This is a genomic window from Polaribacter sp. 2405UD43-2 (genome assembly GCF_058147125.1).
Genome location: NZ_JBYVJX010000006.1, coordinates 33,258 through 57,452, shown reverse-complemented (window position 1 = coordinate 57,452; position 24,195 = coordinate 33,258). Strand labels below are relative to the sequence as shown.

At 29.3% G+C, this 24,195-nt stretch carries 26 protein-coding genes and 3 tRNA genes; 17 read left to right on the top strand and 12 right to left on the bottom strand.

Annotation, left to right across the window (positions count from 1 at the left end):
- Nucleotides 1-43 precede the first annotated feature (43 nt).
- Complete coding sequence (locus tag ACY2RX_RS09545) at nt 44-1,267, top strand: metallophosphoesterase (RefSeq protein ID WP_490103747.1); 1,224 nt, start codon at nt 44-46, stop codon at nt 1,265-1,267.
- Nucleotides 1,268-1,354: 87 nt separating this feature from the next.
- Complete coding sequence (locus ACY2RX_RS09540; RefSeq protein ID WP_490103746.1) at nt 1,355-1,648, top strand: thioredoxin family protein; 294 nt, start codon at nt 1,355-1,357, stop codon at nt 1,646-1,648.
- A gap of 112 nt (nt 1,649-1,760) precedes the next feature.
- Here the strand turns inward: ACY2RX_RS09540 and ACY2RX_RS09535 are convergent, their stop codons facing one another.
- Both ACY2RX_RS09535 and ACY2RX_RS09530 read right to left on the bottom strand, forming a co-directional pair.
- Entirely contained in the window at nt 1,761-2,369 is a 609-nt protein-coding gene (locus ACY2RX_RS09535) for a polysaccharide deacetylase family protein (protein WP_490103745.1), read from the bottom strand.
- A 43-nt stretch (nt 2,370-2,412) separates the two neighbouring features.
- The gene (locus ACY2RX_RS09530) at nt 2,413-5,493 is read right to left on the bottom strand and encodes a glycosyltransferase family 117 protein (protein ID WP_490103744.1); all 3,081 of its coding nucleotides are present in this window, start codon (nt 5,491-5,493) and stop codon (nt 2,413-2,415) included.
- Between the two features lie 169 nt (nt 5,494-5,662).
- Between ACY2RX_RS09530 and ACY2RX_RS09525 the strand changes: the two genes are divergently transcribed.
- Nucleotides 5,663-5,734 (top strand) — tRNA-Gln (locus ACY2RX_RS09525).
- Between the two features lie 300 nt (nt 5,735-6,034).
- Here ACY2RX_RS09525 and ACY2RX_RS09520 read toward each other — a convergent pair.
- Nucleotides 6,035-7,183: a cystathionine gamma-synthase gene (locus tag ACY2RX_RS09520; RefSeq protein ID WP_490103743.1), complete on the bottom strand. Its 1,149-nt coding sequence runs from the start codon at nt 7,181-7,183 to the stop codon at nt 6,035-6,037.
- A gap of 176 nt (nt 7,184-7,359) precedes the next feature.
- Complete coding sequence (locus ACY2RX_RS09515; protein WP_490103742.1) at nt 7,360-7,815, bottom strand: DinB family protein; 456 nt, start codon at nt 7,813-7,815, stop codon at nt 7,360-7,362.
- Between the two features lie 42 nt (nt 7,816-7,857).
- On the opposite strand from ACY2RX_RS09515, the gene ACY2RX_RS09510 reads away from it, so the two are divergent.
- Nucleotides 7,858-8,205: an arsenate reductase family protein gene (locus tag ACY2RX_RS09510; RefSeq protein WP_490103741.1), complete on the top strand. Its 348-nt coding sequence runs from the start codon at nt 7,858-7,860 to the stop codon at nt 8,203-8,205.
- Between the two features lie 34 nt (nt 8,206-8,239).
- On the opposite strand, the gene ACY2RX_RS09505 is transcribed toward ACY2RX_RS09510, so the two are convergent.
- The 3 genes from ACY2RX_RS09505 to ACY2RX_RS09495 all read right to left on the bottom strand — a co-directional run bounded on the left by ACY2RX_RS09505 (nt 8,240) and on the right by ACY2RX_RS09495 (nt 10,547).
- A complete protein-coding gene (locus ACY2RX_RS09505) occupies nt 8,240-8,713 on the bottom strand; it encodes a hypothetical protein (RefSeq protein WP_490103740.1) in 474 nt (157 codons plus the stop codon).
- 16 nt (nt 8,714-8,729) lie between these two features.
- Entirely contained in the window at nt 8,730-9,713 is a 984-nt protein-coding gene (locus tag ACY2RX_RS09500; protein WP_490103739.1) for a glycosyltransferase family 4 protein, read from the bottom strand.
- 87 nt (nt 9,714-9,800) lie between these two features.
- Complete coding sequence (locus ACY2RX_RS09495) at nt 9,801-10,547, bottom strand: DUF8457 domain-containing protein (protein WP_490103738.1); 747 nt, start codon at nt 10,545-10,547, stop codon at nt 9,801-9,803.
- A 100-nt stretch (nt 10,548-10,647) separates the two neighbouring features.
- On the opposite strand from ACY2RX_RS09495, the gene ACY2RX_RS09490 reads away from it, so the two are divergent.
- From ACY2RX_RS09490 to ACY2RX_RS09455, 8 genes are all read left to right on the top strand, one after another.
- Complete coding sequence (locus ACY2RX_RS09490; protein ID WP_490103737.1) at nt 10,648-11,286, top strand: thymidine kinase; 639 nt, start codon at nt 10,648-10,650, stop codon at nt 11,284-11,286.
- Complete coding sequence (gene alr / locus ACY2RX_RS09485; protein WP_490103736.1) at nt 11,287-12,387, top strand: alanine racemase; 1,101 nt, start codon at nt 11,287-11,289, stop codon at nt 12,385-12,387. It begins immediately after the preceding gene.
- Between the two features lie 56 nt (nt 12,388-12,443).
- Nucleotides 12,444-12,848 (top strand): large conductance mechanosensitive channel protein MscL, encoded by a 405-nt coding sequence (mscL, locus tag ACY2RX_RS09480; RefSeq protein WP_490103891.1) that lies wholly within the window; start codon nt 12,444-12,446, stop codon nt 12,846-12,848.
- Nucleotides 12,849-13,039: 191 nt separating this feature from the next.
- Nucleotides 13,040-13,576, top strand: a complete 537-nt coding sequence (locus ACY2RX_RS09475; RefSeq protein WP_490103735.1) for an RNA polymerase sigma factor — start codon at nt 13,040-13,042, stop codon at nt 13,574-13,576.
- Nucleotides 13,576-14,337, top strand: coding sequence for a zf-HC2 domain-containing protein (locus ACY2RX_RS09470; RefSeq protein ID WP_490103734.1), 762 nt, complete (start codon nt 13,576-13,578; stop codon nt 14,335-14,337). Before ACY2RX_RS09475 ends, ACY2RX_RS09470 begins: the two co-directional genes overlap by 1 nt.
- An 18-nt stretch (nt 14,338-14,355) precedes the next feature.
- A complete protein-coding gene (locus ACY2RX_RS09465) occupies nt 14,356-15,150 on the top strand; it encodes a DUF4097 family beta strand repeat-containing protein (RefSeq protein ID WP_490103733.1) in 795 nt (264 codons plus the stop codon).
- Between the two features lie 64 nt (nt 15,151-15,214).
- A complete protein-coding gene (locus ACY2RX_RS09460; RefSeq protein WP_490103732.1) occupies nt 15,215-15,952 on the top strand; it encodes a DUF4097 family beta strand repeat-containing protein in 738 nt (245 codons plus the stop codon).
- A gap of 176 nt (nt 15,953-16,128) precedes the next feature.
- Nucleotides 16,129-16,662 carry a hypothetical protein gene (locus ACY2RX_RS09455; RefSeq protein WP_490103731.1) on the top strand — a complete coding sequence of 178 codons (534 nt, stop codon included), beginning with the start codon at nt 16,129-16,131 and terminating at the stop codon, nt 16,660-16,662.
- 192 nt (nt 16,663-16,854) lie between these two features.
- On the opposite strand, the gene aat is transcribed toward ACY2RX_RS09455, so the two are convergent.
- Nucleotides 16,855-17,481, bottom strand: a complete 627-nt coding sequence (gene aat, locus ACY2RX_RS09450; protein WP_490103730.1) for a leucyl/phenylalanyl-tRNA--protein transferase — start codon at nt 17,479-17,481, stop codon at nt 16,855-16,857.
- A 125-nt stretch (nt 17,482-17,606) separates the two neighbouring features.
- On the opposite strand from aat, the gene ACY2RX_RS09445 reads away from it, so the two are divergent.
- Entirely contained in the window at nt 17,607-18,230 is a 624-nt protein-coding gene (locus tag ACY2RX_RS09445) for a YqaA family protein (protein ID WP_490103729.1), read from the top strand.
- 18 nt (nt 18,231-18,248) lie between these two features.
- Nucleotides 18,249-18,497 carry a DUF1456 family protein gene (locus ACY2RX_RS09440; RefSeq protein WP_490103728.1) on the top strand — a complete coding sequence of 83 codons (249 nt, stop codon included), beginning with the start codon at nt 18,249-18,251 and terminating at the stop codon, nt 18,495-18,497.
- A 447-nt stretch (nt 18,498-18,944) separates the two neighbouring features.
- Here the strand turns inward: ACY2RX_RS09440 and ACY2RX_RS09435 are convergent.
- Together ACY2RX_RS09435 and ACY2RX_RS09430 are read right to left on the bottom strand one after the other, a co-directional pair.
- Nucleotides 18,945-19,030, bottom strand: a tRNA-Leu gene (locus tag ACY2RX_RS09435).
- A 21-nt stretch (nt 19,031-19,051) separates the two neighbouring features.
- A tRNA-Gly gene (locus ACY2RX_RS09430) sits at nt 19,052-19,123 on the bottom strand.
- 279 nt (nt 19,124-19,402) lie between these two features.
- On the opposite strand from ACY2RX_RS09430, the gene ACY2RX_RS09425 reads away from it, so the two are divergent.
- On the top strand, nt 19,403-20,521 hold the full coding sequence (locus ACY2RX_RS09425; protein WP_490103727.1) for a CNNM domain-containing protein: 1,119 nt from the start codon (nt 19,403-19,405) through the stop codon (nt 20,519-20,521).
- A 2-nt stretch (nt 20,522-20,523) separates the two neighbouring features.
- Here ACY2RX_RS09425 and hflX read toward each other — a convergent pair whose 3' ends face one another.
- Nucleotides 20,524-21,735, bottom strand: a complete 1,212-nt coding sequence (hflX, locus tag ACY2RX_RS09420; protein WP_490103726.1) for a GTPase HflX — start codon at nt 21,733-21,735, stop codon at nt 20,524-20,526.
- A gap of 52 nt (nt 21,736-21,787) precedes the next feature.
- On the opposite strand from hflX, the gene ACY2RX_RS09415 reads away from it, so the two are divergent.
- Nucleotides 21,788-22,762 carry an endonuclease/exonuclease/phosphatase family protein gene (locus ACY2RX_RS09415; protein WP_490103725.1) on the top strand — a complete coding sequence of 325 codons (975 nt, stop codon included), beginning with the start codon at nt 21,788-21,790 and terminating at the stop codon, nt 22,760-22,762.
- 90 nt (nt 22,763-22,852) lie between these two features.
- Here ACY2RX_RS09415 and ACY2RX_RS09410 read toward each other — a convergent pair whose 3' ends face one another.
- Nucleotides 22,853-23,071 carry a hypothetical protein gene (locus ACY2RX_RS09410; protein WP_490103724.1) on the bottom strand — a complete coding sequence of 73 codons (219 nt, stop codon included), beginning with the start codon at nt 23,069-23,071 and terminating at the stop codon, nt 22,853-22,855.
- Between the two features lie 145 nt (nt 23,072-23,216).
- Here ACY2RX_RS09410 and glpQ point away from each other — a divergent pair, with 145 nt between their 5' ends.
- On the top strand, nt 23,217-24,194 hold the full coding sequence (gene glpQ, locus ACY2RX_RS09405) for a glycerophosphodiester phosphodiesterase (protein ID WP_490103723.1): 978 nt from the start codon (nt 23,217-23,219) through the stop codon (nt 24,192-24,194).
- Nucleotide 24,195: the final 1 nt, after the last annotated feature.

The window sequence follows — 24,195 nt, the reverse complement described above, 5'->3', positions numbered from 1 at the left end:
GAAATTTAAACAGTTATCTTTGTCTGCATTTTAAAAAATATTTATGCCACGTTGGGTTTTATCTTTAATTATTTTAGCTACCATAATTGTTTTGGTAGAAATTTATACGTTTCAAGCATTTAAAACAATATCTAAGAATAAAATAATTCGGTATTCATTTTTGTTGATGAGTCTTGCTGTGTACATTCATTTTTTTATCACAATTTTTACCTATTCAAGAAGTGATGGACAAACACCACAATTTCAAATGGCAATGGGGCTTTTGTTAACAATTACAATTCCGAAATTAGTGGTAATTATTATTCTTTTTGGAGAAGATGTTTACAGGTGGATTTTAAAATTAATTTCTGCAATTTCAAATAGTAAAACACAACCTTTAGTAGGAAGAAGAAAATTTATATCGCAATTGGCTTTAGGCCTGGCAGCTATTCCGTTTGCTTCTTTTATTTACGGAATTATTCAAGGAAAATACAACTACAAAGTTTTAAAATATCAATTAAGTTTTAAAGATTTACCAGATGCTTTTGATGGATATACCATCACCCAGATTTCAGACATTCATTCTGGGAGTTTTACCAATAAAGAGAAAATTCAATATGGAGTAGATTTAATTAATCAACAAAAATCAGATTTACTATTATTTACAGGAGATATTGTAAATAATAAAGCTGATGAAATGGATGATTGGATTGATGTTTTTGATAAACTAGAAGCCAATGAAGGTAAGTATTCTATTCTTGGAAATCATGATTATGGCGATTATATGAAATGGAAAAAACCAGAAGATAAAGTCCAAAATTTCGAAGCTATAAAAAATATTCATAAAAAAATAGGTTTTGATTTATTGCTAGATGAACACAGATATTTAGAAAAAGACGGACAGAAAATTGCGCTTTTAGGAGTAGAAAATTGGGGAAAAGGATTCAACCAAGCAGGAGATTTAAAAAAAGCTACTTCTGGAATAAACAAAGAAGATTTTAAAATATTAATGACTCATGATCCCAGTCATTGGGAGTATAAAGTAAAACAAGACGATTTTAATTATCATTTAACTTTAAGCGGTCATACACATGGTTTGCAAATGGGAATTGAAATTCCAGGTTTTTTTAAATGGAGTCCGTCTAAATATGTATACAAACAATGGGCTGGTTTGTATCAAGAATTTGGAAGATATATTAACGTAAATCGTGGTTTTGGTTATCACGCATTTCCAGGACGTGTAGGAATTTGGCCAGAAATAACTGTTATAGAATTGAAAAAAGCCTGATAATCAGACTGATTAAATACTTTTACTTATATTTGTTAAGTAACACAGAATAATTTAGATGTTTTTTCCCCATAAAAACTTAATATTATGACAAAATTTGGTGAATTAATTAGTGTTGAAAAACCAGTTTTAATCGATTTTTATACAGATTGGAACGATGCCGAAAGCACTGTAGATACTTTAAGAGATGTTGCTGCTGCTTTGGGCGATAGAGCCAAAGTAATTAAGATAGACATAAAAAAGAACGAAACATTGGCAGATGCCTTGCGTGTAAAGGGAAATCCTACTTTTATGATTTATAAAAATGGAGAAATGAAATGGCGTCAAACGGGTCATCAAGATGCAAATACCTTAATTGGTTTGGTGCAACAGTACGTTTAAATTTTTCATTTTTAGAAGCTATTTCCAGCTTTTCACTATATCTTTTTTTTCGTTCCTCAAAAAAAGGATGCCGTTTCAATCTGGGCTAAACTTGTTTGCTAACTATTTTGTTTTATTCTATTTTCGAGAATTTATATCCTTTTTTAGAAAATTCTTTTAACACTTTTGGCAACGCATATTTCATTCTCTCTGCAGCTTTTACACTGTCATGAAAAACAACAATACTTCCTTTTTTAGTATTTTTTAAAACATTTTGTGCACATTTTTCTTTAGAAATAGAAGTGTCGAAATCAGCAGATAAAACGTTCCACATTATAATTTTGTAGCCTTTTTTTAGCAGTTCTTTAGCTTGGGTTTTTTTTATTTTACCATAAGGAGGTCTAAACAATTTTTGTTGAACTGCTGAACTGTTGAACTGTGTAACTGTCTTTTTACAATCTAAAATATTTTTTAAATATTCTTTTTTTTCTGACTTCCAACCATTCAAATGATTTTGAGTATGGTTGCCTACAGAGTGACCTTCAGAAATAATTTTTTTTAAAATTTCTGGATGATTTTGTATGTTTTTACCAATACAAAAAAAAGTAGCTTTTGCATTGTGTTTTTTTAATTCAGATAGCACAAATTCGGTTATTTCTGGTGTTGGCCCATCATCAAAAGTTAAAAAAACTTCTTTCTCTTTTGAAAGAAAATGCCACGTATATTTTGAGAAAATTCTCATTATAATACGTGGCGTCTTGGGGAAATAAAAATTCATCTAAAGCTTATTTTTCTTCATCTGGTAATAGATGGCTAAAAAGCTTAAATATTTTATTGACAGATTTTTTTTGTTCTTGTAAATAGTTTAAATCCTTATCATAAAGCTCAATATCTTTAATAATCGCATCAAAAACATAAAAAGTGGTTTGTAATTCATCATCAATAAGGTTTAAATAATTGGTGTTAAAAGTACTTAGCCAAATTGCTTTTTCTTTAAAAATTGTTAAAAGAGTTTCTGCGGTTTCTCTTGCTTTTTCTTTGTTGCCTAGTTTGTAATAAGCTTCTGGATATCCTAAAGACAATGTATAATGATCAAAGTCTTTAATCGGTAGTTTTTCTAAAGAAAGATCTAAAATTTTAGTAGCTTTAAGAGTGTCTCCTTTTTTAGCAAAAGTTTCTGACAAACGGAATAAGCCATTTCTCATAGAAATAACGTTTCTTTTGGTTTGCTCGTCTAAATAAATCTTACCATCGTTAATATTTCTCCAATTCCATTTTTGAATGTTTGTGTACATTTTTTCTGGGTCAATTCTTCCCATATCAAATAAACTTTTATTACCTATTGGAGTTTTAATGGGTACTAATTTATAAGCCATTCCGTCTAATTGTAAATAGTCTTTTAGCCATAAATATTCTTCATCGGCATTGGCACCACCCGTAAAATAAATAGGTCTTTCCCAATCGTTATTGGCAAGAATATCTAACATTAGAATTCTATTTTTAAATAGGGCTCTATCATCAATAGTAACATCTATATAGGGTACAATTTTATCGGCATCTTTTTGAGCTACAATTCCGTTTGCTAACACTTTTTCTTTGTTAACAGGAATTCTAATTTTATTAGTAGGATAGAACTTTTCTTTGGCACCACTTTCTGTTTCTACATATGTAGCATCGCTATCAGAAGCAATCCAACGCATAAAGTCTTTAATGCCAATAATGGAGTCTTTAAAACGAGGATGTTCTAAAGAATAGGCAACGTCTAAAGTTCCGTATTTGTATTGATCGTGTTTTAATTGCGATGGAATAGGAGGCGCATCATAAGTTGCACGTTTCATTTGATCTATATACCAATCTGTTGCGAATAATGATGTGTTTACTAATTTTACATCCGTTCTAATTCCTTCTACTTCTTGCATATACCAAAGAGGGAACGTGTCATTATCTCCAATAGTAAACATAATGGCATTTGGGTCGCAAGATTCTAAATACGCTTGTGCGTTTAAATGTGTTGTGTATCTGTTAGAACGATCATGGTCGTCCCAGTTTTCGAAAGCCATTAAAGACGGAACAGCAACAAAAGAAATAAATGTCACTGCAATTGCCATTGCTTTTTTGGGTCCGTAATTTTTTAAATATTCATACAAAGCAAGTACGCCAAAACCTACCCAAATTGCAAATATGTAAAAACTACCAACTACTGCATAATCTCGTTCTCTTGGTTCAAATGGTTTTGGATTTGTGTAAAATATAATGGCAAAACCAGTAAAAGCAAAGAAAAGGAAAAGCGTAAAGAAGTTTTCTTTATCCCATTTTATTTGAAACAATAAGCCAATAATTCCTAAAATTAGTGGTAGAAAGTAGTATTTGTTTCTTCCTTTGTTTTCTAAAACTTGACTTGGTAATTGTTTTTGCGAACCCAATCTTGCTTCATCTATAATAGGAATTCCGCTAATCCAGTTTCCGTTAAAAATATCTAAATGTCCTTGAATATCATTTTGACGTCCCACAAAATTCCACATAAAATAACGTCCATACATATATCCAAATTGGAAACTCATCATAAACTTAATGTTCTCTGCAAAAGTGGGTCTGCGTTTACTGTTTGCAGGAATTCCAGCAATTTGCTTGTACATTTTTTCTGATGCAGGGTTTACCATTCTAGGTATAAAACCTTTGTGCTTACTTGTATAGTTAGGGACAACGTTTTTGTAATTATTTACAATTTCGTACCTGCCATTTTTCTTTTCATATTTTGGTTTGTCATCTTTGTAAGGTTTGTTAGCATCTTGCTCTCTTTTATAAGAATTAGAGTAGTAAGTATCGTAAAAAACGTTGGCATCTCCATACTGTTCACGCTCATAATAGGCTAACAATTCGCGCGCACTAGAAGGGTCGTTTTCATTAATTGTTGTATTTGCATTGGCTCTAATTGGCAACATCATCCAAGAAGAAAAACCAATCATAATAAATAATACAGAGAGGATTAAAGTGTTTGCGTTTACTTTATTTTTTTTGCGCGTATAATTTAATCCTATATAGAATAAAATGACCAAAACAATGGCAGCAATAATAGAACCTGAATTATAGGGCAAACCAATAGAATTGATAAAAAACAATTCTGAAACACTAAAGAATTTTAGTGTAAACGGAAATAAAAATTTAAATACAGCTGCTAAAACTAATACAGAAATTATAGTTGCAATTGCTGTAGTTTTTAAATTGATATTTTTGTAGGTTTTAAAGAAATACAACATTACAATGGCAGGAATTACCAATAAAGAAAGTATGTGAACTCCAAAAGATAAACCTACAACAAAACTTATTAAAATTAACCATTTGTTACCTCTTGCAGTATGGATTTCACTTTCCCATTTTAAACCTAGCCAAAATAATAAAGCCATTAAAAATGATGACATTGCATACACTTCTCCTTCTACAGCACTAAACCAAAAACTATCTGAAAAAGTGTACGTTAAAGCACCAATTAAGCTGCTTCCTAAAATTGCAATGTATTTTCCTTCGGAAATTTTACCGGTTTTTAAGGCTAGTTTTTTTGCCAAATTAGTGATTGTCCAAAACATAAATAAGATGGTAAATGCACTTGCTAATGCAGACATAAAGTTTACCATTTTTGCAATCTGAGTAACATCTGAAGTAAACATAGCAAAGAATGCTCCTAACATTTGAAATAATGGAGCTCCTGGAGGATGACCAACTTCTAATTTAACGGAGGTTGAAATATATTCTCCACAATCCCAAGCACTCACAGTGGGTTCTAAAGTTAGAGAATATGTTATTAGCGCAATTGCAAATGTAACCCAACCTAAGAAGATGTTCCATTTTTTAAAATTTGCTGATGTCATAGTTACTTAATAATGTGTGGCGAATTTACTAATAAATCTGAATAAAAATAGACGAGTTTTGTTTTTATCAACAACAAATTCTTCACAAAAGTTTGTTAAAGTCAAAAATTACATAAAAATGTTTGTAAAATTAAAAGAATGCATTAAATTTGCATCCGCTAAGAAGTATTGGCCTATGGTGTAATTGGTAACACACCGGTTTTTGGTACCGACATTCAAGGTTCGAGTCCTTGTAGGCCAACAAAAAGTCCTAACAGCTTTAGCTGTTAGGACTTTTTAATTTTATATACTTTTACTATTTTAGTGGCTTAATTCAAAAAGTTGTGGGGTTTAAAATTTAGTAAAAATATTAGTTAATCTAAAGAGGTAAAGGTCTATATTTATCACATCTCTAAATTGTACTCTAAATACTTTTATTTTTGCATTAAAAGATTCTGCAGAAGTATTTATGCTTCTATTGTAAAGTAGTTGAGTATATTTTAAAATATATTAACACTGTTCTTGCGATGGTGCTAAAACTCTTCTACAGGGTTCTTCTTTTTTATGCATTTAAAGCTCTCTCTAAATCGGCTAATAAATCTTCTTCATCTTCAATACCAACACTTAAACGAATTAAAGAATCTGTGATTCCTATTTTTAAACGTTCTGGTTCTGGTATAGAAGCGTGTGTCATTGTTGTTGGATGATTAACCAAACTCTCTACACCTCCTAAAGATTCTGCTAACGTAAAAACGTGTGTGTTTTCTAAAAACTGAAAAGCTGCTTTTTTACTTTCGTCTTTTAATCGAAAAGAAACCATACCTCCAAAATCTTTCATTTGTTTTTTAGCTATTTGATAATTTGGATGACTTTCAAAACCTGGGTAATAAACAGCTTTTACTTTTGGATGATTCTGTAAAAAACTTGCCACTGTTCTACCATTTTCGCAATGACGCTGCATTCTTATATGCAAAGTTTTTATTCCTCTTAATGCTAAAAAAGAATCCATTGGACCAGCAACTGCGCCAGCAGCAAACTGAATAAAATGAATGTCTTCTGCTAACTTTTCGTCTTTAACCATTAAAGCGCCCATTACTAAATCTGAGTGACCTCCTAAGTATTTTGTTGCAGAATGCATTACAATATCTGCTCCTAAAGTTAAAGGCTGTTGTAAATATGGTGTTGCAAAAGTATTGTCTACAGCTACTAAAATAGCTGAATTTACTTCTTTTACCGCAGATGAAATCGCCTCAATATCAGCAATTTTCATTAACGGATTTGTTGGTGTTTCTAACCAAACTAACTTCGTTTTTTCGGTAATTGCACCTGTAACATTGTTTACAGAATTCATATCTACAAACGTAAATTCTAAACCATATTTTTTAAATAATTTGGTAAACATTCTATAAGTTCCGCCATATAAATCATCTCCAGCAACAACTTCATCTCCTGGATTTAACAAACGTAAAACACAATCTATTGCAGATAAACCTGATGAAAATGCAAAACCGTGTGTTCCGTTTTCTATGGCTGCAAAACTGTTTTCTAAAGCTGTTCTTGTAGGATTTGCTCCTCTAGAATATTCGTAACCTTGATGCACTCCAGGACTTGACTGCGCATATGTAGATGTTTGAAATATTGGTGGCATTACTGCTCCTGTTGCTGCTTCTGGTTTTTGACCTCCGTGAATTGTTTTGGTGTTAAATTTCATTTTTTATATTTTCTGATATTGTTTGTCTAAAATTGATAAATAGGCTTACAGTTTCTTATTTTCTGTAAGTGATAAACTGGTATCACCCAGTTTGAAACCGTTCGAATATCTGCGGATATTCTTAACCTTTTTTATTTTTCTTAAAAAAAGATATAGTGGAAAACTGGAAATAGCTGCTACAAAAATTTCTTAATAGATCTAATAATTCCGTAATGAATTCCTTCGTGAAAATTATTAAAAGTAATGGCTGTTTCTATAGAATTTAAAACGAAACCAGTACTTGTTGGATATTCATTGTAATTTTTTAAAATACCTGCTTCATAATCTTCTTTTAAAGTATCTGGCAAACCAATTAACAACTCTTTTACCTCATTAAATTCTTCTTCTGTAAAGGTTTTGGTTGGTGTTGTTCCTTTTTTATGCGTTTCTATTAATTCGTCTGGACACAAACAATTTAAACCAGATAATTTATAATGTAACAACTGCTGTGTAACTACTAAATGCGCTACATTCCAAGCTATATTGTTTTTAAACCCTTTAGGAGTTTTATGAATCTGCTCTAATGTTAAACCTTCTAATTCTTTTAAAACAAGCTCTCTAGATTTTTTTAAAACATCAAATTGTATGTTCATTATTTATATGTAATTTTGATGCTGTAAATATAATTGATTAAAATGAAGAAAGTATATTTTTTACAAACTTGTGATACTTGCCGCAGAATTTTAAAAGAAGTAAATACCAATGGTTTTGAAAAACAAGAAATAAAAGCGAATAATATTAACGTTGTTCAATTAGAAGAAATGCACAAGCTTTCTGGGAGTTATGAAGCGCTTTTTAACAAACGAGCAAAATTGTACAAAGCAATGGATTTAAAAAATATAGTTTTATCTGAGGCGGATTACAGACAATATCTTTTAGATGAATACACGTTTTTAAAACGCCCAGTTTTTATTGTAGGTGATGAAATTTTTATAGGAAATAGTAAAAAAGTAATCGAAAAATTAAAAGAGAAGATTGGGTAAATCTTCTCTTTTATAAATTCTATTTTTGATAAATCTAAAAATTCATAGAAATCCCCATAGAAGTTCCTTTAAAATTAAAGTTAAAAGTTGGCTGAAAATTAGAACTTACAGATGGCAAATCTGCATTGTATAATTCTACTGCTTTTTTTGCTTTCTTATTATAATTGCTAAGAATAGGAATTGCAACCAAAATCAAAGCAGCACCAGCACCAGCTAATTCCCATTTAGCATCTCCACCACCAATTGCTGTGCCAATAGGATAACCAATTAAGCCACCACCAACTCCACCTAAAATAGTTGCCCAAGTATAATTAGATTTTGCAGATTTCATTAAATCAAAAGCTTCTGTATTATTTTTTAACAAATCTTTAAGCTGATTAGGTTTCAGTTTTTTGTCATTTTGATAAAACATATTTTCACCAAAAGATTTTTTCATTTCGATTTTTTGAGCTTGAATATTTGTCAATGCAAATAGACCAAATATAATTGCGAATACTAATTTTTTCATTTTTAAAGGTTTATAATTAATTTGATTGATATACTTTTATTAAGTTTTCTGCTTCTCTTTTTGCGTTCCAATTTTTTAAAATTTCTTCTCTTGCTTGTTTTCCTAAATGTGGAATTTCTTTATTTAAGAATTTTGATAAAAGGGATTCTAATTCTGATGTATTTCCTGCTTCAAATAAATATCCGTTTTTATGATGCGTAATTAATTCTGAATGTACACCCACATTTTTTGTTGCAAAAATAGAGCAGCCACAAGACATTCCTTCTACTGTTACTAAAGAAAATCCTTCAGAAAAACTTGGTGCAACTACTATTTTTGCTGCTTGGTAATAAGAAACAATATCTTTAGTTTCATCAATAAAATAAACTTGATTTTCTATTGAATGTTTTTTTGCAATACTTTTTAGTTCTTCTAAAAAAGTAGGTTTATCAACCTTACCAACAATAACTAATGCCCAATTTTTATGCTCTTTTAAAACCTTAGCAGCTTCTAATAAAACAATTTGCCCTTTGGCTTTTCTAACTCTACCTGCACAAAGAATGATGTTTTTTTGTTGAATGTTATTTAATTTAATTCCTTCTTTCGGTTTAAAAAAATCAACACTCACTCCATGACCAACTATAGTGTTTTTTATGCCTAAATTTTCGCTCATACTTTTAATGAGCGTTACAACTTTATCTGCTTTTTTAAGTAACTTTATTGTTAAACCAGAAGGAACAGTATCTGCATGACGAGTTGCGACTAATTTAAATTTTGCTCCTAAGAATCGTAAAAATAACATTCTCATCATCTCATTATTTCTATGACAATGCACCACAACTTCTCTATCGGAAAATAATAATGATTTTAATTTTAAGGTAGAAATTTTATCACCTTTTACATTATAACCATAAATATAAGTTTCGTATTTATCTTTAAAATAAGGCAACACATTTTCTATGCTTCTGGTAACACCTGTTCTGCGTCTATGAAAATGAGTATGAATTAAAATGGGTTTCAATAATTAAAGTTTGAAGTTTAAAGTTTAAAGTTTGAAGTTTGAAGTTGGGAGTATTAATTCCGAATTCCAAACCCAAAATTTTGAATATTATGCAAATTTGCGTTCTACAATTTCCATAAAACGATTTTCTAATTCTTCTTGTTCAGACCAATCGTAATCTGGTTTTACCATTTTATTCAAAAACTTTTTTGCTTCTTTTTCTGTAGTATAAGTATTTAATTGCGATACCACTCTATTAAAATCTTCTTGACTACCCTCAAATAAGTTTTTAACAAAAGCAATTCTATCGTTTAAACCAATTTGAATATTGGTAGTTAATTTATCATTTAAAGATTTTGATACAGGTATATCAAACAAATCTGCAATTTCATCAACAGGTATGGTATCTTGTAATTCTTCTTCTAAAGACAAAATTTTGTTTTCTTCAACTTTAACAACATCGTCTATAATTTCTGGTTCTTTTTCAGAAAACATCATTTCTTCTAATGCCTCAAAAGGTTGTTCTATTATTTCTGTTTCTTTTACATCGTTATTAACTTCTAAAACTTCATTTGTTAATTGATGAATACTCCTTTTCTCTTCAATTTTTTTTTCGACAATTTGCGGATTAGCATTTTGCTTTTCTATTGCTTTTTCTATTTTAGAAATTAATTCTTCTTTTGTGTTTTTTGAGTTAGGTGTTGTGTTAATGTACTCTTCAACAAATGCCAATAAAGACAATTTTTCATAAATTTCTTTCGATTTTTCTTTTAAAGCAAACACATCTTCTTTATTTTTCATTTTTAAAATGCTGTGTGCTAAACTCATTAAATCGGATTCTAATCTTTTGTGCATAAGTTGTTGATTGAAGTTCTATTTTACTCGTAAATATTCATAAATTTGTTGAAACTCAAAGTAACAGTAAATTTATTCATTTAAAGCCTAAAATTACAAAATGTTTCTCGAAAATACAGTAAATCATACAGAACAATTTGGTTGGATAGAAGTAATTTGCGGCTCAATGTTTTCTGGTAAAACAGAAGAATTAATTAGAAGATTAAAACGTGCGCAATTTGCAAAACAAAGTGTAGAAATTTTTAAACCTGCAGTAGATGTTCGTTATGATGAGGAAGAAGTAGTTTCTCATAATGATAATAGAATTCGATCTACACCTGTACCGGTTTCATCAAATATAAGATTATTAGCAAATGATGTTGATGTGGTTGGTATAGATGAAGCGCAGTTTTTTGATGATGAAATTGTAGCGGTTTGTAACGATTTGGCAAACAGAGGAATTCGTGTAATTGTGGCAGGTTTAGATATGGATTTTAAAGGAAATCCTTTTGGTCCAATGCCCGCTTTAATGGCAACAGCAGAATATGTTACAAAAGTACATGCCGTTTGCACGCACACAGGTAACTTAGCACATTATAGTTTTAGAAAAACAAAAAATGATGATTTAGTTATGCTTGGTGAAACCCAAGAATACGAACCTTTAAGTAGAGCTGCTTATTATAAAGCAATGAAAAATCAGCAAGAAGAAAAAGCTTCTCAAAAAGAAAATCCTACTGATACTGAAATAAATTCAGCATAAATGAATAATAATGTAACTGTTTTAGAAATTGATGGTAATGCACTTTTACATAACCTAAATTATTTTAAACAAAAATTACAACCCAAAACCAAAATTTTAGCAGTTGTAAAAGCTTTTGGTTATGGCAGCAATGGCGTACAAGTTGCAAAATTTCTAGAAGAAAAAGTAGATTATTTTGCTGTTGCGTATGCTACAGAAGGAATTGCTTTAAGAGAAGCAAAAATTAAAACTCCCATTTTAGTTTTACATCCACAGATACCCAATTTAAAATCTATTATAGATTATAGATTAGAGCCAAATTTATACAATTTCAAAATTTTTAATGCTTTTTTAAAATTAGCAGATGAAATTCCTTTAATGAATTATCCTGTTCATATAAAGTTTAACACAGGTTTAAATAGATTAGGATTTTGGCATACAGATATTCCTAAAATAATTGCGAGTTTAAAAGAAACCAATCATATAAAAGTTCAGTCTTTATTTTCTCATTTGGCAGCGAGCGAAGATATAGAAGAACAAGATTTTACCATTAATCAAATAAATAATTTTGCTTACATAGCGCAGCAATTTTATAAGCATTTGGGTGATGAACCAATGTTACATATTTTAAATACTTCTGGTATTGTAAATTACTCAAAAGCACAGTTTGATATGGTTAGAATTGGTATTGGTTTGTATGGTTTTGGAAATGATGAAAAAGAAACAGCCCAACTTAAAAATACACATAATTTAAAATCAATTATTTCTCAAATTCATTTAATAGAACCTGGTGAAACAGTTGGTTACAATAGAGCTTTTATAGCAAAAAGACCAACTAAAACAGCTACCATCCCAATTGGTCATGCAGATGGTATCTCTAGAAGATTAGGAAATAAAAAAGGTTATGTACTTATCAACAATCAGAAAGCACCTATTATTGGTAATGTTTGTATGGATATGATGATGGTAAACATTACTAAAATTGATTGTAAAGAAGGAGATGAGGTCATTATTTTTAACAATCAAAAAATGTTAAAACATATTGCTAATACATCAGAAACCATTGTTTACGAAACCTTAACAGCTATTTCTCAACGTGTTAAAAAAGTGTTAAAACAATAATTTTTTTACTATTTTAGCAACATAAAAAACTAATTAAAATCATATAAATAATGGGAATGCTTAAAGAATTTAAAGACTTTGCAATGAAGGGAAACCTAGTTGACATTGCAGTAGGTTTTGTAATGGGTGCAGCTTTTAAACAAGTTGTAACTTCTTTTACAGGAGGAATTGTTTCTCCATTAATTGGATTAATCTTTAATACAGATTTCAAAGATTTAAAATGGATTGTTAAAGAAGGTGTTGCAGATGGCGCAGGAAAAGTTACTGGAGAAGTAGCTGTTTTGTATGGAGATTTTTTAACCAACGTAATCGATTTTATTATAGTTGCTTTTGTAATGTTCTTAATTGTAAAAGGTGTTAATGCCACTAAGAAGAAAGAAGAACCTGCTCCAGAAGCGCCAAAAGGACCAAGTCAAGAAGATTTATTAGCAGAAATAAGAGATTTATTGGCTAAGAAATAAAAATCTTATATTTCTTTTTTTAAGAAATTTTAAAAACCTGAACAATTGTTCAGGTTTTTTTATGCTTCACATTTAAACAAATAAACCTTTAAACGATTACACAATTTTTCAAACAAGAAAAAATTTAAAAATAAAATGTAACCTTTTTGTAAATTGATGGTTTTAATAATAGAAACTAACCAAAACCAACATTGAAACATTTAACTGACGAGGAACTTATGTTACAAATTGCCAATGGAAAATTAGAATTGTTAACGATTCTGTTTGACAGATACAATGTGCGTATTTATAATTTTTTCAATAAAATGATTCATAATAAAATGGTTAGCGAAGATTTAACTCAAGATGTTTTTTTAAAAGTGATAAAATATAAAGCATCTTATAAAAACGGAAATTTTGCAGCTTGGATATATACAATTGCACGTAATATATTTTCAAGTCATTATCAAAAAACAAAAAAAGAACGTTCTAATATAATTGATGATGATAAATTGGAAGCAAACGAAACTTTAGTTTCAGAAAGCAAACAAGAAGCGTTAGATCATTTGCAAAAAGCTTTGTTAAAACTTTCTAATTCTGATAGAGAATTAATTGTGATGCATCGTTTTCAGGAAATTAAATACGAGCAAATTGCACAAATTGTTGGTAGCAATGAAAATGCAATAAAAGTAAAAGTGCATAGAGCTTTAAAGAAATTAAAAAAAATCTATTTTCAAACAACAGTGTGATGAAATGTAGCGAAACACAAAGTAAATTATCAGAATATTTAGAAAGTTCTTTATCAGAAGTTGCAAATTCTGACATTAAAAAACATCTAGAAACTTGTGCTGCTTGCCAAAAAGAATTAGATAAAACAATTTCTTTTTTGTCGATTTTAGAGCATCAAGAAATGGAAATTCCATCCTCTAAATTAAAAGCAAATTTCGATAAAATGTTAGCGCAAGAAATAGAGAACAACAAACCAAAAGTTGTTGTGTTACAACCAAAACAAGAATGGAAATCATTCTTAAAAGTTGCGGCAAGTATTGCCATTATTATTAGTGCCTTTTTGTTTGGAAAATATCAATCTAACATTACAAAAATTGCAAATATTAAAGAAGAAAACAAGCAAGAAGTATTAGCAATGTTAGAGAATAACTCTGCCAGTAAACGAATTTTAGCGGTTACAAATGCAGAAGAATTTACCAAAAAAGACACAAAAATAATACAAGCAATTATTAACCGATTATTTTTTGATAAAAATGCAAATGTACGTTCTGCTGCAGCAGAAACATTGTCTAAATTTTCATCAGAAGAAATTGTTAGAGAAGCTTTTATAAAATCGTTAGAAACAGAAAAAAACGCATCAGTACAAATAGAGTTAATTCAAATTTTAGGAAAAATTCAAGAAAAAAGAGCTCTAAAACCAATGGAAAAAATTCTTACTAATGAAGAAACTCCAGAGTTTATAAAACAAGAAATACAAATTAATTTACCCAATTTATTATAAAAGAAATACTCAGAAATTATGAAAAAAATAGCAATCCTACTTTTATTTGTTAGCACAATAGTAACTGCTCAAAAAAAAGATTTTAAATACGCTTTAACCGGAGTTAGCAAAGTTGTTTTAAATAGCGATACAAGAATTGTTTTAACAACAGGAAACACAAATCAGTTAATCATTGAAAACAATGCCAGCAAGCATAAAAACTACAATCATTGGCACAAAGAAGATGCAGAAAAAAAAGATAAAAGAAAAGGTTTAACTGCAATTTATCCAGGAGGAAAAGACAATACTAACGGATTTGGTTTTTCTATCAACAAAGAAAAAAATGTACTTTATGTTGCCGATTTAAAATCTATGCATCAAAGACACGGAATTAAAATTACATTGCCAAAAAATATGAATATTTCTGTAGATGCAGGTAATTTAGGTTCTATAGAAATGGATGGATTTACAGGAGAAGTAGAAGCTTCTGCTAATGTTGGTAAAATTAAAATGAAAAATGTTACAGGTCCAATAACGGTTGATGCAAATGTTGGAAAAGTTGATATTGATTTTGATAAAGTAAGTCAAAAATCGCCCATAACAATTAGTACTTCTGTTGCAGAAATTGATGTTGCTTTGCCTGCAAATACGAAAGCTAATTTAGAGCTAAAAACACAAGGTACAGTCTATACGAATTTCGATTTTGAAACTCCAAAGAAAAAAGGAATGCCTAACGTGAGTGGCAGAAAAAGTATTGTTAGCAAACTAAATAACGGAGGTGTAAAAATTTATATTAAATCTTCTATGGGCAATATTTATTTAAGAAAAAAATAGTTTATTCTGATTTTATTTCAGAACCCAATTACAAACTAATTCCTATAATTTAAAATACTAAAAAATGAAAAGACAGCTCTTATTCATAGCATTACTATTGACTTTTAGTAACCTAGCAGCACAAAAAAAAGTAATTAAAAATACCCCTAGTTCTAATATTGATGAAGTTTATGTTCATCTAAAATTTGCTCAAAATATTGTTGTAAAAAACTGGAGTAAAAATGAAATTTATGTTGAGGCAACCGTAAATCTTGATGACAATAAAAACAATGATTTTTTCTCTTTAAAAGGTGATAAAATTGGAAGTACTACTTATAAAATAAAATCCGACTACGGAAAATATTTTAAAAGACACAAAAAAGGAATAACCATAACTCATAAAGGAAAAGATTGTAATAGTTACAACTATTGTACAAATCATAACAATGTTGTTGTAGATTATGTAATTTATATGCCAAAGAATATGCAATTAAAAGTAAAAAGTATTTCTGGTGATGTAGAGGCAGAAAGCTATATTGGGCAACTAAATTTAGACTTAATCAGCGGAAATATTACCATAAAAAAACACTCAAAAGATATGCATCTAAAAACTATAAGTGGTGATATAGATATTTATGTTTCTGACGCAAAGTTTGAAGCAAAAACTTTAACAGGTGGCATTTATTCTGATTTAGATATTAATTTTGATAACAACAAAAAGAAAAGAATTTATGGTTCTAAAATTGTTGCCACCATTAAAAACGGAAAAGCATTTTTAAAATTAAACACCATTAGTGGAGATATTTTTTTAAGAAAAATTTAAAAATCAATCCAAGCTTTTTTTAAACACCTAACTTCAAAAAAATGAAGTTGGGTGTTTTTTAATTTAATTTGTTTCTAAATTTAAAAACGTATAACTTAGCTAACTTCTGATATAAGTCATTAGAACGGACGTCATATCAGAGTATACGTTGGCAAACATTAATTAGCTAAATCTGAATGAACAAATATCTTTACATAATTAGCTTATTTATTTTAATGTTAATAGTGTATTTTGGAATTGGAAAATTTAATTATCTGACAATAATTATTCCTTTAATAATTACATCTATACTTTTTTTCCTTTATGAAATTTTACAGCCATATTTAAGAAATAAAAGAAAGAAGAAACTGAAAAAACTTTTAAAGAAAAAATATGTAAAAGCATCTGAAAACTCAAATGGGAATATCTTATTTGAATTTCAAAACGAACAAATAATGGTGGAATATCATTGTGACAATATTATTGGAACATATTTACATAATAGTATAATTATTCATTTAGATATTTCTGAAACTGAACCTGAATTGTTGAACTTTTGCAAGATTCACTTTAAAACGAAAGTAATTGACGAAAAAATATGGATAGTAAAAATGTTCAAACCATTCCGAAAAAAAACAGTAAAATATCTTGTCAGAAATTCGGAAAAGGAAATTATAAAAATAATTGAGGAATATAAAGATTATATTAATTTAAAGAAGTTGAAAAAATAAATTAAATATTAATAAAAAGGAATTATAATTTGGAAATAAAAAACGATTTGCCAACACCGTGTATAATTAATTACTTGGTTTTAGCCAATTTACGAAAGTCCTCGCGGACTTTCTATCTGTGTTTTATTTACTAACTTTAGTGCTTAAAACACGCAACTAATCATACACAAACACGTTAGCTAAAATCCAAAATTACGCTTTCAAAACCTCAAAAAACTCCCTTCTCTCAATTTCTTTAGCTCCTAAACTTGCTAAATGGTCATTATAAATTTGGCAATCAATTAATTTATAATTTTTGTTTTTAGCCAGATGAATAAATGCTAATTTAGATGTATTAGAAACTTTGCTAAACATACTTTCTCCGCAAAAAATATTGTTTATTTCTAATCCGTATAAACCACCAACAAGTTTGTTCTCTAACCAAATTTCTATCGATTTTGCAATTCCTTTTTTATGTAAATTAATGTAAGCTTGTTCCATATCATCTGTAATCCAAGTACCAAAACCATCATTTCTATCTATATTTTTACAATTATAAATTACTCGTTCAAAAGCTTTATTTTCTGTAATTGTAAATTCATTTCTATGGATGATTTTTCTCATAGACTTCGAAATCTTTATATCATTAGGAAATAGTACCATTCTTTTATGCGGACAATACCAAACAATAGGTACTCCTTCTGAATACCAAGGAAAAATGCCGTTTTTATATGCATAAATCAATCTTTCTTCAGATAAATCTCCACCTAAAGCAATAATTCCATCATCAGTTGTAAACTCGTAAGCAGGAAACACAATTTTATCTGTAAGCCAAATCATTCTATTCTTTTATACTGCGAATTTAAGAAAATCATAAAAATGCGTTAATCTAAATTTATTTTAACATTTATATGTTAGAAGTCCTTATTTTTGCAGACCGTTTCAAAATCAACAGAAACTCAAAAATGACAAAAAAGAAAAGAATAAAAACTAAAAAAGAAAGAGCTAAGCTAATGCATAGTTATTATTCTAGAACTGGTTTTTATATGTTTATTTGGGAAAGCATAAAGAAAGCTTTTGTGCCAATAGTATCTGTTGTTGTTGGTTTATTTTTAATAAATAGATATGTTTATAATATTAATGAGGGTTTAGAATCTATTACAGAAACCTTTTCTAGATTAGGAATTTTCTCCTTCTTTTTTACTTCTGAAACTTTATTAGGCTTAGTTCCTCCAGAAATTTTTATTGCTTGGACAAAAAAAACAGCTCAGCCTGTTTTAAATTTATCAATCTTAGCAACTTTATCTTACATAGGAGGTTTGCTGTCATATTTTATTGGAAAAATGGTTTTAAAAATTGATGCAGTAAAAAACTATCTAGAAGTAAAAATGGCTAAACATTTAAAAAACTCTAAAAAATGGGGAGGTTTTTTAATTTTAGTAGGAGCATTATTACCCGTACCATTTTCAATTTCTTGTATGGCAGCAGGTATGATTAAATATCCGTTTAAAAACGTAGTTTTATTTGGCTTATTTCGTTTTGCAAGATTTGCAATTTATGCTTGGGCAATTTTTAAAGTAGTCACCTAAAATAACTACATTTATACTATGGGATTAACAAATAATGATATTTTTAAAAAATTACGTGTAGCACATAAATTACGCGATACAGACATTATAAATATTTGTGCACTAGTAGATTTTAAAGTAACCAAAGGAGAATTAGGAGCTATTTTTAGAAGTGAAGATCACCCTAAATATATGGAATGTGGAGATCAGTTTTTAAGAAACTTTTTAAATGGATTGATTATTCATTTACGAGGACCAATGCCAAAAAAAGGAGAAACTAAAAAGTAAAATTAGCATTCTTTTTACTTTTATTGAATATTTTAAGACCAAAATAAAAATGGCTCAATACCAAAAGTTGTGGAGCAATTACTAGCTAGATGTAGATATTTTCTCTACAAATCAAGTAGTAAATAGACTGAAAATCAAAACCAAAGAGCCAGTATCTTATTTAAAAAATATCCAGATATAGAAAAAGCATACAAGCTATGTCAAAACCTTTCTTGGATATTTAATAAAACCAAAAACAAAACTTCAGCAAAATCTTTTAATGCTAAGATAAAAGCTTTTAGAACACAATTTAGAGGTGTTAAAAACACAGAGTTCTTCCTCTTTAAACTTACTATATTTTTGCCTAACTCCTAAATCCCACAACTTTTTGACTTGATCCCTTAGATTACTCAAAAATGAAACTATATAAAACAAAAAAACCGTAACAAATAAATGTTACGGTTTTTGTACTGAAGATGGGACTTGAACCCATACGAGCATTACTGCTCACTGGATTTTAAGTCCAGCGTGTCTACCAATTCCACCACTTCAGCATTGGTATTATTTAAAAATAGAGCGAAAGACGGGATTTGAACCCGCGACCCCCACCTTGGCAAGGTGATGCTCTACCCCTGAGCTACTTTCGCAGTCATTATTTTTATGAACTTTCAAAGTAATTTTAATAATTACCCACCCTTAATTATAAGAGCGGTGCAAATATATAAAGATTTGTTTATTTAGCAAACACTTTTTAAGTTTTTTCATCATATTTTTTAACCAGATTTAGAAAGATTATTTTTAAAATTTTTGTACACTATAAATGAGATTGTTAAATGTAAAGACAATGATTTTAATTCTTTGTTATGAATTAAAAACCTATAAAATATTTTTTATTTGAGTAACTTAGCATTTAAAATTAATCATTAATGTCATTACTAATATTTTACGCAGCTATTTCTATATTTTTTTCGTTTTTATGCTCTATTTTAGAAGCAGTTTTACTAAGTATCACTCCAACTTTTATCAACTTAAAAAAGAGTGAAGGAGAAAAATATGCATCAGAATTAGAAACTTTAAAAAAAGATGTAGACAAACCTCTTATTGCCATTTTAACCATTAACACAATTGCTCATACAGTAGGCGCAATTTTAGTAGGTGTGCAAGCTAAAGTTGCCTATGCAGAAATGTATGGAACCACAACAAGAAGTCTTTTTGGAATTCAATTTACTGAAGATCTTATGGTAGGTGTGGTTTCTACAATTATGACAATTTTAATTTTAGTGGCATCAGAAATTATACCTAAAACTATTGGTGCAACTTACTGGAAAAAGTTAGCAAATTTTACTGCTAAAGCTTTAAAAGTGATGCTTTTTCCTTTAAAATATACAGGAATTCTATGGCTGTTACAATTAACCACAAAATTAATTGGAGGCAAAGGACATGGAAGTGTTTTAAGCAGAGAAAGTTTTTTGGTGATGGCAGATATGGCTGAAAAAGAAGGTGTTTTTAAAGAAAACGAAAGTAAAGTTATTAGAAATTTAATAGGTTTTAAAGAGATAAAAGTCAATGATATTATGACACCTAGATCAGTGTTAAAATTGGCTGATGAGAATGAAACGATTCAATCTTTTTATGACCATCATAAAATGTTACGTTTTTCTAGAGTTCCTGTTTTTGCCGAAAATCCTGATGATATTACTGGTTATTTTTTAAAGGATAATTTATTAGAAGCAATTATTAAAGGGAAAGGCGAAGAAAAATTAGCAACCATTAAAAGAACCATTTTAGTAACAAAGAAAGAACTTTCTATTCCAGATTTGTTTGATAAACTCATTAAAGAAAGAGAACATATTGCTTTGGTGGTAGATGAATATGGTTCTGTAAGCGGACTCGTTTCTCAAGAAGATGTTATAGAAACTTTACTTGGTTTAGAAATTATGGATGAAAGCGATAAAATTGCAGACTTGCAATCTTATGCCAGAAAATCTTGGGAAAATCGTGCCAAGCAAATGGGGATTATAGAAGAGGATGGTGCTGAAGAATAATTTTATTCTTCTTCTTTATATTCATAATACAAAAAGTCGTTATAAGGAAAACGCTGAATATGAATCTTTTTTACTTCCTCATAGGTTTTGTCTTTAAACTCCTCTAAATTTTCTTTATTTATAGCAGAAATAAAAATAGATGCTACATCATAATCATTCATCCACGTTTTTTTCCAGTCTTGTAAAGTGTAATGTTGTTTTCCTTTTTCGGTTACTAAATCATCTTCATCAATGGTTTCGTACTTGTACGCATCAATTTTATTAAACACCATTAAAGTAGGTTTGTCTGCACAATTTATATCTGCTAAAATTGAGTTTACAGATTCAATATGATCTTCAAAATTTGGATGAGAAATATCTACAACGTGCAATAATAAATCTGCTTCGCGAACTTCATCTAAGGTAGATTTAAAAGATTCTACCAGTTGTGTTGGTAATTTTCTGATAAACCCAACAGTGTCTGTCATTAAAAAAGGAATGTTCTTAATCACCACTTTTCTAACTGTAGTATCTAGGGTTGCAAAAAGTTTATTTTCTGCAAAAACATCACTTTTACTAATTACATTCATCAACGTAGATTTACCAACATTGGTATAACCCACCAAAGCAACACGCACCATTTTGCCGCGGTTTTTACGTTGAACCGCCATTTGTTTGTCAATGGTTTTGAGTCTCTTTTTTAACAGCGATATTTTATCACGAATAATACGTCTGTCTGTTTCTATTTCTGTTTCTCCAGGTCCACGCATTCCAATTCCACCTTTTTGTTTGTCTAGGTGCGTCCAAAGTCTGGTTAAACGTGGTAATAAATATTCGCTTTGAGCCAATTCTACTTGTGTTTTAGCAGAACTTGTTTGCGCTCTTTGCGCAAAAATATCTAAGATTAAATTGGTTCTGTCTAAGATTTTACAGTCTAAAATTTTCTCGATATTACGCAATTGTGCAGGCGATAATTCATCATCAAAAATCGCAGTACCAATATTGTGTGCATTAATAAAATCTCTAACTTCATCTAATTTACCAGTTCCTAAAAAAGTTTTAGGATTGGGTCTTTCCATTTTTTGCACAAAACGTTTTACGGTAACTCCCCCAGCAGTTGTAGTTAAAAATTCTAACTCGTCTAAATATTCTTCAGATTTAGATTCGTCTTGTTGCTGCGTAATAATTCCTATTAAAACCGCTTTTTCTGATGTTGCTTCTTTTTGATCTATCATAAGCCACAAAGTTAAGTTATTTTTGTACTTTTCAAATTCTAAATTCTAGAAAATGTTTCCATCAATAGCATCATCAAAACAGAGTAAAAGAATAACTACCATTGGCTTTTATAATGTAGAAAATTTATTTGACACAAAAGATAATCCGTTAACTTTAGATGATGATTTTACATCCAAAGGAAAAAAAAGATGGAACTACAAACGCTATAAAGTTAAGATTAAAAAATTAGGTTCTGTAATTTCTCAATTAGGGATGAATCGTTCTAAATATCCACCAGCAATAGTTGGTTTGGTAGAGGTTGAGAATGCAAAAGTTGTGAGCGATTTAATAAATTCTTCTTCCTTAAAAAAGTATCATTATGGTTTTGCCCATTACGATTCTCCTGACGAACGCGGAATTGATGTTGCTTTATTGTACAACAAACAAGCCTTTGAGTATTTGGGTTCTGAAACCTATCCTGTTTATTTAGAAGATGAAAATGGAGCGCGAGATTACACAAGAGATATTTTAAAAGTTACTGGAAATTTACACGGAGAATTGGTGCATATTTTGGTAAACCATTGGTCTTCTAGAAGAGAAGGAGCCGCAGAAACAGCGCACAAAAGAATTACGGCTGCAGAAACTGTTAGGAGTATTATTGATGCAATTAACGATAAAGAAATTGACCCAAAAATTATTATTATGGGCGATTTTAATGACGATCCAACAAGTAAAAGTGTTAAAGAATATTTGGTTTTAGACGATTTTTACAATCCTATGGAAAGCTTGTTAGCTAAAGGTAATGGAACGTTAACCTATGATGGAAAATGGAATTTATTTGATCAAATAATATTTAGTAAAAATTTTTTAGTAAAAAAAGAAGGCAAATTATATTTTAAATATGCAGAGGTTTTTAATAAAAAATGGATGAAGGTTTTTAGAGGAAAACTAAAAGGAAGCCCGTTTAGAACCTATATTGGCAAGTGGTATCAGGGCGGATTTTCAGACCATTTTCCTGTGTATGCTTTTTTAAAAAAGAAAGATTAAGATTGTTTTCGCATCAACCTGAACTTGTTTCAGGTTCTCACAAAACAAAAGATTGAGATTATGAATCGAGTTCAGAATAACACTAAGTATCTAATCTTTTCCAACATTTTTAAAAGCATTCTTTAACTTTTCATCATTTAAAATGTATTTCTTGTATTTTCCATCTCTGTATCTGTAATAAATAAAGAATGGCATAAACAAAAAAGAAAAATAAAAAACTCCTAAACCCATTACAATTTGGGCTTTTTCGTGTTCGATATTTATAAGGTAAATTCCTATTGTTACCCAAATTAAAAAGATAACAAACATAATTTTTAACGCTAATTTCATATTACAAAACTACAAAAGTTATATTTTTAAACATATTAATAACACGAATTTCACAGATTATCACGAATAAAAAATATAAAAATTAAAGTGTGATTTTTATCAGAATAATTAAAATTATAAAAAAATGAAATCTATTTCAGTATTTTTGATTGGTTTGCTGTTTTTATCTTGCAATCCAACAAAAAAAGAATTCAATATGAATAAAAAAATAGTGATTGCTCACAGAGGCGCTTCTGGGTATTTGCCAGAGCACACAATAGAATCTAAGGCAATGGCTTATGCTATGAATCCTGATTTTATAGAGCAAGATTTGGTGTTGAGTAAAGACGATGTGCCCATTGTAATTCATGATATTTATTTAGATGATGTTACTGATGTTGCCACAAAATTCTCAAATAGAAAAAGAAATGATGGTAGATTTTATGTGATAGATTTTACCTTTAACGAACTAAAAACCCTACAAGTTTCAGAACGTTTTAATCCTAAAACAGGAGTGCAAGTTTATAAAAATCGTTTTCCGAAAGGAAAAGGAAATTTTAAACTCCATTCTTTACAAGAAGAAATAGAAATGATACAAGGATTAAATAACTCTACAGGAAAAAATATTGGAATTTATCCAGAAATTAAAGCTCCAGAATTTCATAAAAAAGAAGGAAAAAACCTTACAGAAATTGTTCTAAAAATACTTTCTGATTATGGCTATAAAACCAAAAAAGACAATTGTATTTTACAGTGTTTTGATGCCAAAGAATTAGAAAGAATTAGAAAAGAATTAAAATCGGAATTGTTTTTAGTACAATTAATGGAGTTTCCAGAAGAAGCAAAAAATCTTAAACACTTTGCAACTTATGCAGACGGAATTGGACCTTGGTACAAACAAATTTTAGACAAAAAAGTAAGCGATAAATTTACGTTTACTTCTTTAGTTTCTGATGCGCATAAATTGGGTTTAAAGGTGCACCCTTATACATTTAGAGCTGATGCTTTAAATGAGTTTTCTACATTTAATGAAATGATGCAAACACTTATTATTGATGCAAATATAGATGGTGCTTTTACAGATTTCCCAGATTTAGTAGTTAAGTTTTTGTCTGGGAAATAAT